Annotated in this window: 8 protein-coding genes; 1 reads left to right on the top strand and 7 read right to left on the bottom strand. The window is 69.7% G+C overall.

Going from position 1 to position 14711, the window contains the following annotated elements:
- Positions 1–422 precede the first annotated feature (422 nt).
- The 6 genes from ACYQ2W_RS22825 to ACYQ2W_RS22800 all read right to left on the bottom strand — a co-directional run bounded on the left by ACYQ2W_RS22825 (position 423) and on the right by ACYQ2W_RS22800 (position 12264).
- Complete coding sequence (locus ACYQ2W_RS22825; protein WP_459872684.1) at positions 423–4217, bottom strand: tetratricopeptide repeat protein; 3795 nt, start codon at positions 4215–4217, stop codon at positions 423–425.
- Between the two features lie 559 nt (positions 4218–4776).
- Positions 4777–6225 (bottom strand): TrkH family potassium uptake protein, encoded by a 1449-nt coding sequence (locus tag ACYQ2W_RS22820; protein WP_459872682.1) that lies wholly within the window; start codon positions 6223–6225, stop codon positions 4777–4779.
- A 188-nt stretch (positions 6226–6413) separates the two neighbouring features.
- Positions 6414–7787, bottom strand: a complete 1374-nt coding sequence (trkA, locus tag ACYQ2W_RS22815; RefSeq protein WP_459872680.1) for a Trk system potassium transporter TrkA — start codon at positions 7785–7787, stop codon at positions 6414–6416.
- Positions 7788–8020: 233 nt separating this feature from the next.
- The gene (locus tag ACYQ2W_RS22810; RefSeq protein WP_459872678.1) at positions 8021–9394 is read right to left on the bottom strand and encodes a sigma-54-dependent transcriptional regulator; all 1374 of its coding nucleotides are present in this window, start codon (positions 9392–9394) and stop codon (positions 8021–8023) included.
- A 162-nt stretch (positions 9395–9556) separates the two neighbouring features.
- Positions 9557–11731 (bottom strand): sensor histidine kinase, encoded by a 2175-nt coding sequence (locus ACYQ2W_RS22805; protein WP_459872676.1) that lies wholly within the window; start codon positions 11729–11731, stop codon positions 9557–9559.
- Entirely contained in the window at positions 11713–12264 is a 552-nt protein-coding gene (locus tag ACYQ2W_RS22800; RefSeq protein ID WP_459872674.1) for a DUF4390 domain-containing protein, read from the bottom strand. The genes ACYQ2W_RS22805 and ACYQ2W_RS22800 overlap by 19 nt, the downstream gene beginning before the upstream one ends.
- A gap of 144 nt (positions 12265–12408) precedes the next feature.
- Here ACYQ2W_RS22800 and ACYQ2W_RS22795 point away from each other — a divergent pair, with 144 nt between their 5' ends.
- Positions 12409–12987 (top strand): hypothetical protein, encoded by a 579-nt coding sequence (locus tag ACYQ2W_RS22795; RefSeq protein ID WP_459872672.1) that lies wholly within the window; start codon positions 12409–12411, stop codon positions 12985–12987.
- Positions 12988–13190: 203 nt separating this feature from the next.
- Here the strand turns inward: ACYQ2W_RS22795 and rsmB are convergent, their stop codons facing one another.
- Positions 13191–14480: a 16S rRNA (cytosine(967)-C(5))-methyltransferase RsmB gene (gene rsmB, locus ACYQ2W_RS22790; RefSeq protein ID WP_459872670.1), complete on the bottom strand. Its 1290-nt coding sequence runs from the start codon at positions 14478–14480 to the stop codon at positions 13191–13193.
- Between the last annotated feature and the right edge of the window lie 231 nt (positions 14481–14711).

The following is a 14711-nucleotide window of genomic DNA, read 5'->3' as shown; positions in this document are numbered from 1 at the left end:
TTTCGGAAAAGTGGGGCCGCCATCCCGCTTTCGCGGCCGATTAATCCATAGTCCGACAGGCTCCTAGGGGCCGCTCCTACAGCTCGTAGGTTGGGTTGAGCGTAGCGAAGCCCAACAGGCGTGCACGAGGAGTGCGGCGCAGAGAGTCAGGCGGCGGCGTGTTGCGACGTCCCTCGAACGTAGGAGCGGCCCCTAGGCCGCGATTGCCTACAGGGATGTAGGTACTTGGCGTGAGCAGGATGCGGAAGCCGGGCGCCATGTCCGTTCCTGCCACCTGCCAAATCGAGGCGCCTCACTCCGTCGTGATCGCGGCCTGGGGGCCGCTCCTACAGTGGGTCGCAGCGCCAGCTATCGATTGCCACACGTAATTCAGACATCGCCCTTTTTCGCCCAGGACTGGGCGTGGTCGTCTACGTCTCTCCTCACAGGGCCGCCCCTTGGAGTTCCCGCAGGCAGGCGCGCTCCTCCTGGTCCAGCACCTCCAGGTCGCGGGCGGACTCCAGCGCCGCCAGCTCGTGGCGGCAGCGGGCGAAGTCGCCGCTGACGAAGGCGAGGCGGGCGGCCAGCAGCGCCATGGGCGCGGGCCAACGCCCCCGCTCCCGCTGCTCCTCCAACGGCGCCTCGGCGGCGGGCAGGTCGCCGCGCAGCTCCCAGGCGGCGAGGGCGGAGAGATAGCGCGGCTCCCAGCGCCAGGGGTCGAGGCGGGTGGCCTCCACGGCGCACGCCTCCACCTCCCCGCCATCCCCCGCCCGCCGGAGGAGCTCCGCCAGCTCCATCCAGCCGCGGTAGTCGTCGGGGGGAAACGCCTTGCGGTGTTGGCGCAGGCGGGCGCGGGCCGCGGCGCGGTCGCCCCGCTCCAGGTGGAGCAGCGCCAGGGGGCGGGCGGCCTCCGGGTGCTCCCCCTCGTACCCCTCCAGCCACGCCAAGTGGCGCCGCGCCGCCGCCTCTTCGCCGAGGGCGAGGGCCGCCTCGGCGGCGAGGGCGTGGGCCGCCGGATGATCCGGCTTTTCCGTCAGCACCCCCTCCATCAGGTCCGCCACCGCTTCCCAACGGCGGTGAAACGCCAGCGCCTCACGAGCGCAGAGCAACCGCTGCTCCACGTCGGCGACCCCCTGATTCACCGCTCTCACGGCGCGCTCCAGCTCCAGCAGGTGTTGCGCCCACTGCTCTTCCCCCTGGCGCTGCTTGGTTAACGCCAGGTTATGCCAAGCGTTGGCGTAGAGCGGATCGATATCCAACGCCTCGCGGTGGTTCACCTCGGCCTCGTGGTAACGCCCTTGCCCAACAAGGACGCCGGCCAGGTTGTTCCAGGTGGAGGAGCTGAGCGGGTTGATGTCCAGCGCCTCGCGGAGGATTGCCTCGGCCTCGTGGTAACGCCCTTGCCCATTAAGGGCGTTGCCCAGGCTGCCCCAGGCGTTGGCGTCGTGCGGGTCGATGTCCAGCGCCTCACAGCAGGCCGCCTCTGATTCGCGGTGACGTCCCTGTGAGGAAAGGATGTTGCCCAGGTTGTTCCAGGCGCTGGCGTTGAACGGGTTGATGTCCAGCGCCTCACAGCAGGCCGCCTCTGACTCGCGGTGACGCCCCTGTGAGGAAAGGATGTTGCCCAGGTTGTTCCAGGCGCTGGCGTTGAACGGGTTGATGTCCAACGCCTCGTGGTAGGCCGACTCGGCTTCGGGGTGCCGTCTCTGCTCGTAAAGGACGTTGCCCAGGTCGATCCACGCGTTGGTGCTGAGCGGGTCGATGTCCAATGACTCGCAACAGGCCGACTCGGCCTCGCGGTGGCGTCCCATCTCGAGAAGGGTGGCTCCGAGGCCATTCCAGCAGCCGGCGTCCGAGGGATCCGCGTGGAGCAGCCGATAGAAGCATCGTTCCGCCTCGCGGTAGTCGCCCCGATCGTAGTCCGCCCGTGCTTGCCGTCTCAGGGCTTCGCGCCCCTCTTTGGAAAGCACCGTTGGCGGCTCCTCGTTGCTCCCCTCTCCATTCTCCGCCGCGCCCAGCGCGTTGAGACTGGGCAGCGTGGCGGTGCGAGGCGGTGGGGATGTCGGGGCGGTCTCGGCCACGGGCTCCGTCGATACCGCCTGTGCCTTCCGCGGCGTCTCCAGCCGCCCCTCCGCTAGGGCCGTCAGCCGCGCCGCCTTCCCTTCCGCCGGCACCGTCGCCAGCCGCTCCAGGGCGCGCGCCGGGTGGTGCAGGGAGAGCCAGAGGCGGGCGAGGTCGAGGGCGAGGCCGGGGGTGTCGGGGTGTCGGGCCCGGAGCGCCTCCAGGCTCCGCGCCGCCGCCTCGGGGCGGCCGTGGAGCCAGTGGTGGTGTCCCTCGGCCCAGGGGCGGAAAGGGGCGCCGATCCCCAGGCGCAGCGCGCGGCCGAGGGCGTCGCGGGCCTCGCCGCGGGCGCCGCTCGCCAGGGCGAGGCGCCCGCGCTCATACCAGCCGCGGGGGTGGGCCGGGTTGACACGGGTCGCCTCGCGCTGGCTCTCCAGCGCCGCCGTCTGCTCCCCCTCGCCCTCCAAACGGAGTCCGAGCAGGCAGTGGAGGTCGGAGAGTTCCGGGGCGCGGTCGCGGAGCGCCTGCAGCGCCTCGGGGTCGCGCAGTTGCTCCCCGGTGAGGCCACCCTCGCGCAGCTCCTGGCGCAACAGGGCGTCGGCGTCGCCGCACATCCCCTCGCCCAGTTGGAGGGAGTCGGCCTGGCGCAGGATGGCGAGGCGCCGCTTCAGCCCCTTGTCGTCGGGCAGCGGCTCCAGGCGCCAGCTCTCCCGCTGCTTCGCTCCCAGTCCGGGGTGGCCGAGGATCGACTCCCAGTAGTGTTCGGGGGTGACTCCGAGGGCTGTCAATCGCTCCCGCTCCGCGCCCGCCAGGCGGTGGTAGGCGGCCGCCTCCGGGTCGGTCTCCCGGAAGTGGGCCTCCAGTGCCTGATGGAGCGATCGGCGCTCCGCCTCATGGCCGTCGACGGTGGCCTCCAGGACGGCGCGGGTGACGCGGTGGAGGCGGTAGGGGTGGCCCGCCCACTGCGGGGGGAGCAGCAGCCCCACCTCGACCAGCCGGGGGAAGAGCCGCCCGCTGCCCGCCGCCGCGGGGAAGAGCCGTGCCTCCAGGGCAGGGTCGTCCGTCAGGCGCAGGGGCAAGGTGAGCCGCCACGGCGCCTCGGCCACGGCGGCCAGGTCGGTGACTCGGCTGAGCAGCCGGTCGTTGAGGTAGTGGTGAAGGCCGCGCTGGGGGTCGCGCAGGAAGCGTCGGCTGAGCGTCTCCCACTCCTCCAACAGGCGGGGCGGCGGCGCGCCGTCGTCGAGCCCCTCCTGGATCAGCCGCAGCGACAGCTCCACCAGCAGGGGGTTGCCGTGACAGAGCCGGGCTACCCGCTCCGCCAGCCGCTCGCCGATGGTCTCCTCCTCGCTTTCAAGGGCGGCGAATGCATCGTCTTCGTCGTAGCGGAACGCTTGCTGAATATGGTCGGCGCTCAGCCCGTGGAGCTCGCCGGATCTGTACAGGCAGCCGGCCGCCTCCTGGCCGAAGGGGGGCATCGGCGAGCGGCCGCTCACCACCGTCACCAGCGGGCCGGGGTCGCGCCACAGGTGGCGGTGGCAGCGCTCCAGGTAGTGGCGCAGGGAGAGGGTCTGGACCGCAGCGGCGGCGGGAGGCACCCAGTGGAGGGTGCCGTCGGGGTGGTTGCTGAGGCTGCGGGTCTCGATCAGCACGCTGGAGGCGAGGTCATGGTTGTCCACCAGCCACACCACCGCCCCGCGTCTCAGCTCCTTGGCGAGCGCTTCGGTGAGGCGTCGCTCCGCCTGTTCGGCGAGCCGGCCGCGGAACCAGCGCAGGCCGGAGAGGAGGAGTCGCAGCAGCAGCAGGGCCTGTTGCGGCAGGCCGGCGGCCTTGAGCGCCTGTTCCACCGCCGCGGGGGTCTCCAGCGGCAGCTTGCGGGCGAGGAGGAGTTGCAGCCGGGGGAAGGGGTGGCGCAGCCAGCGCTGCATCTCCACCACCTCCACCGCCAGCCAGAATTCGGCGGCGGAGAGGGCGTCGCGCGTCCCCTGTAGCGCCGCCAGCAGTTCGCCGTCGAGGTGGAGGCAGAGCGTCCCCCGCGTGGCGCACTCCTCCTTGAACCGCTCCAGCAGCGTGCTCTTGCCCATGCCGCTGGGGCCGTAGAGTTGCCACAGCAGGCTGCGTCCCCCATTGAGCGCATCCTTGAAGGCCTGGCGCTCCAGCTTTCGTCCTACGATTCCCATATTCGTCCCCCTTCCCTGGCCACAAGCTACCCCAAAAAGGAAGGGGCGCTCAATGACGGAGAGGGGGCCTCATGCGCCTCCGGGAATCCTGCCTCCTGTTCGACGCTCCGCGTGGGGTTGGGCGGTGTCGCTCTGTCGCCGGAGAAGCTCGTCGGGTAGCTGGAGATGGTGGTCGGCTCGGGGGGCTTCTTGTGGTGCTGCGGGTGAGCCACTCCATGTGGGTGATCAGCCCCCGCATTACCGGGTTGTTGTCGCACTCGGCCGGGTCGTTGTCGGTGGCGCAGCGCTGGCGGCTGTTCATGTTGCGCTCGAAGCGGCCGTTGATCCGCTCCGGCAGAACGGAGGCATCGTGTGCTTGGGGATCTGCCGTGCTTCCGAACGGGACATCCCGTTCGGAAGGGGCATCACGGCATTGGGTCTGCTGCCTTCGTTCGCGTCGGCGCGGTAGCGCCGACCTACGGGCAGGGGAGCGGTACCTGCACGCCGTCGACGCGGCCGGGGGCCGGTGGGCGGACCTCGCCGTCGGGACCGGCGCCGGCCTTCCCGGGTAGGCCAATGTCTACTTGCGCCAGTAGGCCGGGGTGAACAGCACCAGCAGGGCGAAGATCTCCAGCCGGCCGAGCAGCATGGCGAAGCAGAGCACCCACTTGGCGGTGTCGTTGAGGCCGGCGTAGTTGGCGCCGACCTCGCCGAGGCCGGGGCCGAGGTTGTTGAGGCAGGCGGCCACCGCGGAGAAGGCGGTGACCAGATCGAGGCCGGTGGCGGCGAGCATCAGTCCCATCACCGAGAAGCTGGTGACGTAGAGCGAGAAGAAGCCCCACACCGATTCGACCACCCGCGGCGAGACCGCCTTCCTGCCGAGCTTCACCGGGATCTGCGCGGAGGGGTGGATCAGCCGGGTGATCTCGCGGAAGCCCTGCTTGTAGAGCAGCACGAAGCGGATCACCTTCATGCCGCCGCCGGTGGAGCCGGCGCAGCCGCCGACGAAGCTGGTGAGCAGCAGCAGCACCGGCAGGAATCCGGGCCAGTGGTGGTACTCGGCGGTGGTGAAGCCGGTGGTGGTGCCGATCGAGACCGCCTGGAAGACCCCCAGCAGCAGCGCCTCGTCGAGCTGGTCGGCGGTCTCGGTGTGGAACAGATAGGCGCAGGTGATCAGCGCGATGCCGAACAGCAGCAGGCCGTAGAAGCGGAATTCGGGGTCGTGCCGGTAGGGGGTGAGGGTGAGCGAGCGGGCGGCCACGAAGTGGAGCGCGAAGTTGATCCCGGCGATGAACATGAAGAGGATCGCGATCAGCTCCACCAGCGGGTTGTCGAAGTAGCCCATGCTCGCGTCGTGGGTGGAGAAGCCGCCGATGGCCACGGTGGAGAAGCTGTGGGCGAGGGCGTCGAAGCCGTTCATGCCGGCGGCCCAGTAGGCGGCGGCGCAGGCCAGCGTCAGCCCCAGGTAGATGTACCACAGGCTCTTCGCGGTCTCGGTGATGCGCGGGGTGAGCTTGTTGTCCTTGATCGGGCCGGGGGTCTCGGCGCGGTAGAGCTGCATGCCGCCGACGCCGAGTATCGGCAGCACCGCCACCGCCAGCACGATGATGCCCATGCCGCCGAGCCACTGCAGCTGCTGGCGGTAGAAGAGGATCGAGCGGGGCAGCTCGTCGAGGCCGATGATCACCGTGGCGCCGGTGGTGGTCAGCCCGGAGAGCGATTCGAAGACCGCGTCGGCCAACCCCATCGCCGGTTCATCGGAGAGCAGCAGCGGCACCGCGCCGGAGAGCCCGAGGACGGTCCAGAACAGCACCACCACCATGAAGCCATCGCGCAGCCGCAGCTCGCGTCGCTCACGGCGGACCGGCAGCCAGCAGAGGATGCCGATGGCGAGGATCCAGACGAAGCCATCGACGAACGGAGTGATGCTCTCGCCGTAGATCAGCCCGACCACCGCGGGTGGCAGCATGGTGACGCTGAAGACTACCAGCAGCAGGCCGAAGATGCGTTGGATGGCGGCGGGTTGCATTTTGGTTGAAGAGGAAAGGTAAAAGAGGAAAGTCAGAGGGGGGCGGAGAGGTACCGAATTTGGTGGGAGCCCCCGGAACGCCTTGTCTCCACACCCTCACCTCGTACCGGGAAGTGGACGAATTCCACTACAGTCCCTCCGCGGCAGTCCCCCTCGGACTTTTATCTTTCCTCTTTCCTCTTTCCTCTTCATATAAACGTGATGCCGACCTGGAACAGCGCCTCCACCTCCGGCACCCGGCGCTTGTCGACCAGGAACAGGATGACGTGGTCCTCGGCCTCGACCACGGTGTCGTGGTGGGCAATGATCACCTGGTCGCCGCGGACGATGGCACCGATGGTGGTGCCGGGAGGGAGCTTGATCTCGTCCACCGCACGGCCCACCACCTTGGAGGTGCGCGGGTCGCCGTGGGCGATCGCTTCGATCGCCTCGGCGGCGCCGCGGCGCAGGCTGTGCACTACCACCACGTCGCCGCGGCGTACGTGGGTGAGGAGCGAGCCGATGGTCGACTGCTGGGGGGAGATGGCGATGTCGACGATGCCGCCCTGCACCAGATCGACGTAGGCGGGGCGGTTGATCAGCGCCATCACCTTGCGCGCGCCGAGCCGTTTGGCCAGCATCGCCGACATGATGTTGGCCTCGTCGTCGTTGGTCAGGGCGCAGAAGACGTCGGTGGAGTCGATGTTCTCTTCGAGCAGCAGCTCTTCGTCGGCGGCGTCGCCGAACAGCACGATGGAGCGCTCCAGCTCCTCGGAGAGGCTGCGCGCGCGGGCCAGGTTGTGGTCGATCAGCTTGACCTGGAAGCGTCCCTCCAGCCCCTTCGCCAGCCGCCGGCCGATGTTGCCGCCGCCGGCGATGATCACCCGCCGGGCCTCGCGCTCACGTTGGGTCAGCTCGTCCTTCACCGCGCGAATGTCCTTCGAGGCGGCGATGAAGAAGACCTCGTCGTCGGCCTGGATGACGGTGTCGCCCTCGGGGATGATGGCGTGGTCCTCGCGGTAGATGGCGGCGACCCGCGCCTCCACCTTGGGCAGTTGCTGGGGCAACTGGCGCAGCTCGTGGCCGACCAGCGGTCCGTCGGCGTAGGCGCGCACCGCCACCAGCCGCGCCTTGCCGTCGGCGAAGTCGAGCACCTGGAGGGCGCCGGGGTGTTCGATCAGCCGGGTGACGTAGTCGGTGACCAGCTGCTCGGGGCTGATCAGCACGTCGATCGGTAGTGCGTCGTGGGAGAACAGCGCGGTGTGGGCGAGGTAGTCGGCGGCACGCACGCGAGCGATCTTCAGCGGGGTGTGAAAGAGCGTGTAGGCGACTTGGCAGGCGACCATGTTGGTTTCGTCGGAGTTGGTCACCGCGAGGATCATGTCGGCGTCCTCGGCGCCGGCCTGCAGCAGTACGTCGGGGTGGGAGGCGTGGCCCTCCACGGTGCGCAGGTCGAGGCGGTCCTGGAGGTCGCGCAGCAGATGCTCGTTGTTGTCGACGACGGTGATGTCGTTGGCCTCGCTGGCGAGGTTCTCCGCCACCGAGGAGCCCACCTGGCCGGCACCGAGGATGATGATCTTCATGCGCCGTGCCCGTGCTGGTGAAGAGTATTGTCCGCAAATGAACGCGAATGAACGCAAATGGAAGAGAAATCGGGGGATTGCTGAGGCAGGTGGGTGGGCGGAGGCATGGTCCGGTTCCCCGAAAGTGTGAGCGGGAGGGAACGCCGCGGGCTGGGCGCGAAGCGCCCGCCCGCATTGAATTTGCGTTCATTTGCGTTCATTTGCGGACAAATCTTCTTCTGGATCGGAGGGCCTCAGCCGACCACTTCCTTGGGGTCGATGCCGAGGGCGCGCAGTTTGCGGTAGAGGTGGGTGCGCTCCATGCCGGCGCGCTTGGCCAGCTGGCTCATGTTGCCGCCCACCTCGCGCAGCTGGTGCTCCAGGTAGAGCTTCTCGAAGGCCTCGCGGGCCTCGCGCAGGGGCTGGTCGAGGAGCGCGGGGGAGAGGCCGCCCCCTTCGTCGCCGGCGGGGCGGACGCTGCCGAGGGCCTGCTCCACCTCCTCCTGGCCGATCTCCTCCTGGTTGGAGAGGATCAGCAGCCGCTGCACCAGATTCTTGAGCTCGCGGATATTGCCCGGCCAGCCGTGATTGCGCAAGCGGTTCTGGGCCGCCACCGAGAAGCGGCGGTAGGGCAGCTTGTCGTGGTCGGCGAACCAGTTGAGATAGTAGTTGAGCAGCTCGGGGACGTCCTCGCAGTGCTCGCGCAGCGGCGGGAGGACGATGGGCACCACGTTGAGCTGGTAGTAGAGGTCCTCGCGGAAGTTCCCGGCCGCCACCTCCTCCTCCAGGTCGCGCTGGGTGGAGGCGATCAGCCGCACGTCGGTGCGCACCTCGGTGGAGCCGCCGAGGCGCAGAAAGCCCTGGCCCTGGAGGGCGCTGGCGAGGTGGGTCTGGGTCTGCATCTCCATGTCGGCGATGCCGTCGAGGAACAGCGTGCCGCCGTTGGCCTGTTCCAGCCGGCCGAAGTGGACCCGTCCCCCCTCCTCGGAGCCGAACAGCTCGAGCGCGGAGTTCTGGCCGGTGATGGTGCCCACCGGCACCTCGACGAAGGGGGCGTCGGCCCGCGGGCTGAGGGCGTGGAGGTAGCGGGCGAAGGTCTCCTTGCCGCTGCCCGCCTCGCCGATCAGCAGCACCGCGGTCTCCCGCTGGGCGACCAGCCGCACCTGTTCGCGCAGCGCCTGCATCGCCGCCCCCTTGCCCACCGGTTCGATCACCGTCTCGGTACGGCTGCGCAGGCCGCGGTTCTCGCGGGCCAGTTGGTCAGCCTCCAGGGCGCGCTCGACGGTGAGCAGCAGCTTGGCCAGCGAGAGCGGCTTCTCCAGGTAGTCGTAGGCGCCCAGCCGGGTCGCCTCCACCGCGGTCTCCACCGTGCCGTGGCCCGACATCATGATCACCGGGCAGTGGAGGGCGTTGCCCTCGTTCCACTCTTTGAGCAGCGTGATGCCGTCGGTGTCGGGCATCCAGATATCGAGCAGGATCAGGTCTGGGCGGCGGTCGCGGCGCCGCTCACGGGCGCTGGCGCCGTTCTCCGCCACCGCCACCTCGTAGCCCTCGTCGGCGAGGATCTCCTGGACCAGGTTGCGGATGTCGGGCTCGTCGTCGACCACCAGGATGTAGGGTGCGGTCATGGCGTTTCCCCCTCGTTGACGGAAGGACATCCAACGCGAAGGCGCAAAGGCGCGAAGGGGGTGACGGTGGAGGGTGGAGAACCGGCCTCCACCGGGGATTGAGTCTTCTTCATTCTTTGCGTCCTTCGTGCCTTTGCGCCTTTGCGTTGAACTTTTCGCTCTTCATTCTTCCGCGACCGCGCCGCCGCTCGGGACCGGCAGTCGGATGATAATTCGCGCGCCGCCGCCGACCAAGTTCTCCGCGCGGATCATGCCGCCGAGCTCCTCGACGATCTTCTTGACGATCGCCAGCCCGAGGCCGCTGCCTTTCGGCTTGGTGGTGACGTAGGGCTCGAACAACTGGTCGAACAGCGCCTCCGGGAAGCCGGGGCCGCGGTCCTCCACCGCCAGTTCGATGCCGCGGCAGGTGGCCTCGTCGATGGCCCGGGTGGTCACCGTGAGCAGCGGGCGGGTGACCCCCTCCATCGCCTCCTGGCCGTTCTTCACCAGGTTGTGCAGCAACTGGCGCAGCCGACCGGCGTCGCCCTCCACCGGCGGCAACCCGTCGGTCAGGCGCAGCTCCAGCCGGGTCGTGCCGCGGTAGAGTTCCAGCACCTCGGTGATCAGTTCGTTGAGATCCAGGGGTTCCAGCTCCATCTGCGGCGCGCGGGCGTAGTCGCTGAAGGCGTTGACCATCTCCTTCATCGCCTCCACCTGTTGGACGATGGTGTGGGTGGAGCGTTCCAGGATCGCCCCCTCCTTGGGGCCGAGGGTGCCGGCGAGCTTGTGGCGCAGCCGCTCGGCGGAGAGTTGGATCGGGGTCAACGGGTTGCGGATCTCGTGGGCCAGGCGTCGCGCCACCTCGCCCCAGGCGGCGTTGCGCTGGGCCTGGATCAGGGCGGTGAGGTCGTCGAAGACCACCACGAAACCGCCGGGGGCGTCGGCCAGGCGGGTGCCGCGCAGCATCAGCGCCTGACGTCCTCCGCCGCCGAACAGGGTGACCATCTCACTCCAGTCGCCCGGGTCGCTGGAGAAGCGGCGGGCGAGGGTCTCGCAGAACGGCTCGATGTGCCCGAACTCGCCGGCCAGTGCGGCAAGTGGCGCGCCGATGCGCGAGGAGAGCTCCAGTCCCAGCACTTGATGGGCGGCGGCGTTGGCGGTGTGCAGACGCAGGTCGTCGGTGAGCGTCATCACCCCGGAGGAGAGGCGGCCGAGCACCGTCCCCAGGTAGGCGTGCTGGGCGGCCAACTGGCGCTGGCTCTCGCTCGCCTCGTCGCGTGCCTGGGCGAGGCGCCGGGTCATCCAGTTGAAGGAGTCGACCAGCACGCCCAGTTCGTCGTTGCCCGCCGGGGGGAGCCGGGTGTCGTAGTCGCCGCCGGCCACCGCGCGGGTGCCTTCGGCCAGGTCGCGTACCGGCTTGGCCAGGCGGCGGGCGGAGAAGAAGGCGGCCCACACCGCCGCGAGCAGCGACAGCAGCACCACCAGCGAGAGGGTCAGGGTGAAGCTGTACTTGAGCGGCTTGCGCAGATAGGAGAGCTCCTTGTATTGGCCATAGGCCTGCTCGACGTTGGTGGCCAGCGTGTTGTCGCGCTCGCTCACCGGGAAGAGCCCTTGCAGCAGGCGGTCCTCGCTGCCCACCCCGGCGCCGCTCACCCGCACCACCACCCGGGCCAGCAGGCCGCGATTGGGCGCTGCCTCCAGGCCGACGTAGCTGCCGCTTTGACGTAACTGGATCATCACCCCCTCGCCCGGCAGGTCGGGGACGATGGAGAGCGGGTCGGCGCTGGAGGAGGCGATCGCCTGGCCGTTGGAGCGCATCAGGGTGAGTTCCTGGGCGCCGCTGGTGTGGCGCATCTCGTCGAGGGTCAGCGCCGCCAGGTTGTTGTTCACCGAGGCGAGCCGGTCGGCCATCCCCTGGCAGCGGTTGAGCGCCTCGCGTAGCGGTGCGTCCAGCGCGCCGCGGCCGAGGGCCAGGGCGTCCTCCAGGGCCTGTTCGATGCGCACGTCGAACCAGCTGTCGATGCCGCGGTGGAGGAACTGCAAAGAGAAGGAGTAGACCACGGTGAGCGGTAGCACCGCCAGCAGCACGAAGGTGAGCACCAGCCGCGCGGTGAGCCGCGAGCCCGGCTCGCGGGCGCGATACTGGCGCACCAACCGGGCGAAGTGGCGACCGATCAGCGCCAGCAGGATCAGCAGGCCGAGAACGTTGACCACCATCAGCAGCGAAAAGAGCGCGCTGAAGTGGGCCGAGCCGCGGGTCGCGTCGCTCATCAGCGACAGCGAGGCGAGCAGCAGCAGCACCAGCAGGACCACCGGCCGTGGGCCGGAGGTGAGCCGTCTCAGAAGTTCAACGGCCATTGATACCACTCGCTCTTCAGTCCCCAGGCGGGGGAGAAATAGGCCACCAGGCGCAACGGCGTCGGCAGCTCCTCCAGGTCCAGTACCGCCCGCAGCCGGGCCCGGTAGCGCTCCCCCTCGATCAGGGTGGCGTGCCCCATCAGCGGTAGCCCGCGCACCGCGCCGAGGGAGGCGAGTGCCTGATAGCGGCTGCTGTAGGCGCGTTGGGCGCCGCTCGCCCGGTGGGTCACCAGGTATTGCTCGGTGAGCGGGTGGAAGGCGATGCGATAGGCCAGTGACAGTGCCGCCACCCTTTCCGGCCACGGCAGCGTGCGCTCGCGCAGCACCTCCACCTCCAGCCGGATGGTCAGCGGCACACCGCTCTCCAGGGCCTCGACCACCGGCGGCGAGAGCCGGTAGGCGAGGTCGGCGTCGAGCAGGTACTTCTCGCCGCTGGCGACCACCCGCGCGTCGCGCACCGCGAACTCCCCCTCCGCGGCCAGGGGGGCGGCGCTCCAGGCGAAGAGCAGGGTGAGGGCGATCAGCAGGCGCATCGGTGGCGGGCGGCGTGGCGGGGAGGGGCCTATCCTACTCTTCCCGCCACCGATCGGCGAATCGCCGGCGCACCGGTCGCCGCCTTCGCAGTTCGCTGGGGGCTTGTTACCATGCCCGCATCAAGGGTCGTGGGAGGGGCCGCCGTGAATGGGCTGCATCAGTTGAATCTGCGCTATGAGTCGGCCGAGGACCGGTTGTTGCTGCTCATCCGCACCAGCGAGGGCAACGAGATCCGGGTGTGGCTCACCCGCCGCTTCACCCGGCTGTTGCAGCAGGTGCTCGATAGTGCGGTGGAGCGGATGGTCGATCAGGTGCTGGCGGGGCGATCGCCCTCGCCGGTCGCCGCCGCGCCGGCCTCACCCGCGACGGTGGAGCTGCCGGTCACGGCACCGTTGGACCGGGAGCGGGTGAAGGCGTTCCAGCGTGAGCACGCCCGCTCTACGGTGAACCTCTCCAGCGAGTACGTGGCGAAGGCCGTCGGCTACCCGATGGGGGAGGTGCCGTTGCTCGCCTCGCGTATCGAATCCCGTCTGCTCGACGGTGATGCGCTCAGTCTCACCTTTGCGGTGGGGGAGCAGCAGGGGATCAATCTGGCGCTCGATCGTGACCATCTGTTCGCCTTCGTCGACATGGTCGATCAGGGGGCGGTGGTGGCGGAGTGGGGGTTGCCGGTGCGGCAGCAGGCGGAGGGGAGGGCCGCGGCGGCGGGGGTTGTCCACTAGTGGGGTAGGTTGTGCCCGCTGTGCATAACGGCGGCACTTCGCAGAAGAGGAGGTAGGGCCGTCAATCAAGCGGGCTCCGCTCACCACGGCGCGCGCGGCGCGCCCTATAGGGCGTGCCGCGCGCGCCACAGCCTTTCAGTCGGCACCGCTCCGTAAGCCGGGGTTCGGCGCCGCGGTGGGCACGGCTCTTCCGATGCACCGCTTCAGCGCTTCCCGATGAGCGCGTAGTAAAAGCCGTCCATGTCGTCCTCACCCGGGAAGCGCTGGCGGCCATGGCGGCGGGGGTGGCCCCAGGGGGCCTCGATGGGCCGTTCTTCGGCGTCGACGGTACGTTGCAGGAAGGCGTCGATCTGCGCCTCGTTCTCCTCCGGCAGCACCGAGCAGGTGGCATAGAGCAGGGTGCCGCCCGGCGCCAGCAGCGGCCACAGGGCATCGAGCAGCCGCGCCTGCTCCGCCACCAGCCGGGCCACTTCGTCGGGGGTGCGCAGCAGCTTGATGTCGGGGTGGCGGCGGATCACCCCGGTGGCACTGCACGGGGCGTCGAGCAGGATGCGGTCGAATGGCCGGTGGTCCCACCAGCGGGCGGTATCGGCGGCATCGGCGGCGACCACGGTCGCATCCAGGCCGAGCCGCGTCAGGTTCTCCTCTACCCGTTTCAGCCGCTCCGGGTCGCTGTCCAGGGCGGTCACCTCCGCGTGCGGCTGGTGCTCCAGCAGATGGCCGGTCTTGCCGCCGGGGGCGGCGCAGGCGTCGAGGATCCGCTCGCCCGGCTGCGGGTCGAGGAGTTCGGCGGCGAGCTGGGCGGCGCCGTCCTGGACCGATACCGCCCCCTCCGCGAAGCCGGGCAGCGCCGTTACGTCGTGGGGGCGGTCGAGGCGCAGGCCCTGGTGGGTATGGGGAACGGGGCGGGCGGCGATGGCGGCGTCGGTCAGCCGCCGGGCGTAGCCGGTGCGGTCGCCGCGCAGGGCGTTGACCCGCAGGGTCATCGGCGGATGGCGGTCGTTGGCCGCGACGATCTCGCGCCATTGCCCCGGCCACGCCGCTCTCAACCGTTCGATCAGCCAGCCCGGGTGGTTCAGCTCCGCCTCTTCCGGGAGCGGCGCGGCGAGCAGTTCGTCGCGGCGGCGCTGGAAGTTGCGCAGCACCCCGTTGACCAGTCCCCCGGCCCACGGCTTGCCCAGCTTGCGGGCAGCGGCCACCGTCTCGCCCACCGCCGCGTGGTCCGGGATGCGCAGGTGGAGCATCTGGTGGAGGCCGACCAGCAGCAGCGCGCGCACCTCCCGTTCCTTCGCCTTGAGGGGGCGCTCCAGCAGCCGGTCGAGCAGGTGGTCGAGGGTGAAGTAATGGCGCGGCACCCCGTAGCAGAGCTCCTGGAGCAGGCCGCGGTCGGCGGCCTTCACCTTCTCCAGGGCGGGGGGCAGCAGCGAGGAGAGCGAACCTCGCCCGGCGAGCAGCGGGGCGAGGACGTGGGCGGCGACGAGACGGGGGTTCATGGGCGAGGGCCTGAAGGGGGGGCGGGGGATTATAGCGTGGGCTGCAGGCTTCAGGCTCCAGGCGAAGACGTCTCTCTTCGGTCGGCGTTTTCGCCTTTTTTGCTTTTGGGGTTGGCAGTCGCTTTCCGACGGCTTCGTCCCGTTCGGTGGCGGTGGCGCATCTCTGGTTACGACGCTCTGCGTCGTAACCGGGGAGCTTGGACGCTCTGCGTCCTCTCGTGCTCGCTAGGG

Source organism: Endothiovibrio diazotrophicus (genome assembly GCF_054657215.1).
The sequence above is the reverse complement of the archived record's forward strand: the minus strand, read 5'-3'. Positions and strand labels throughout refer to the sequence as shown.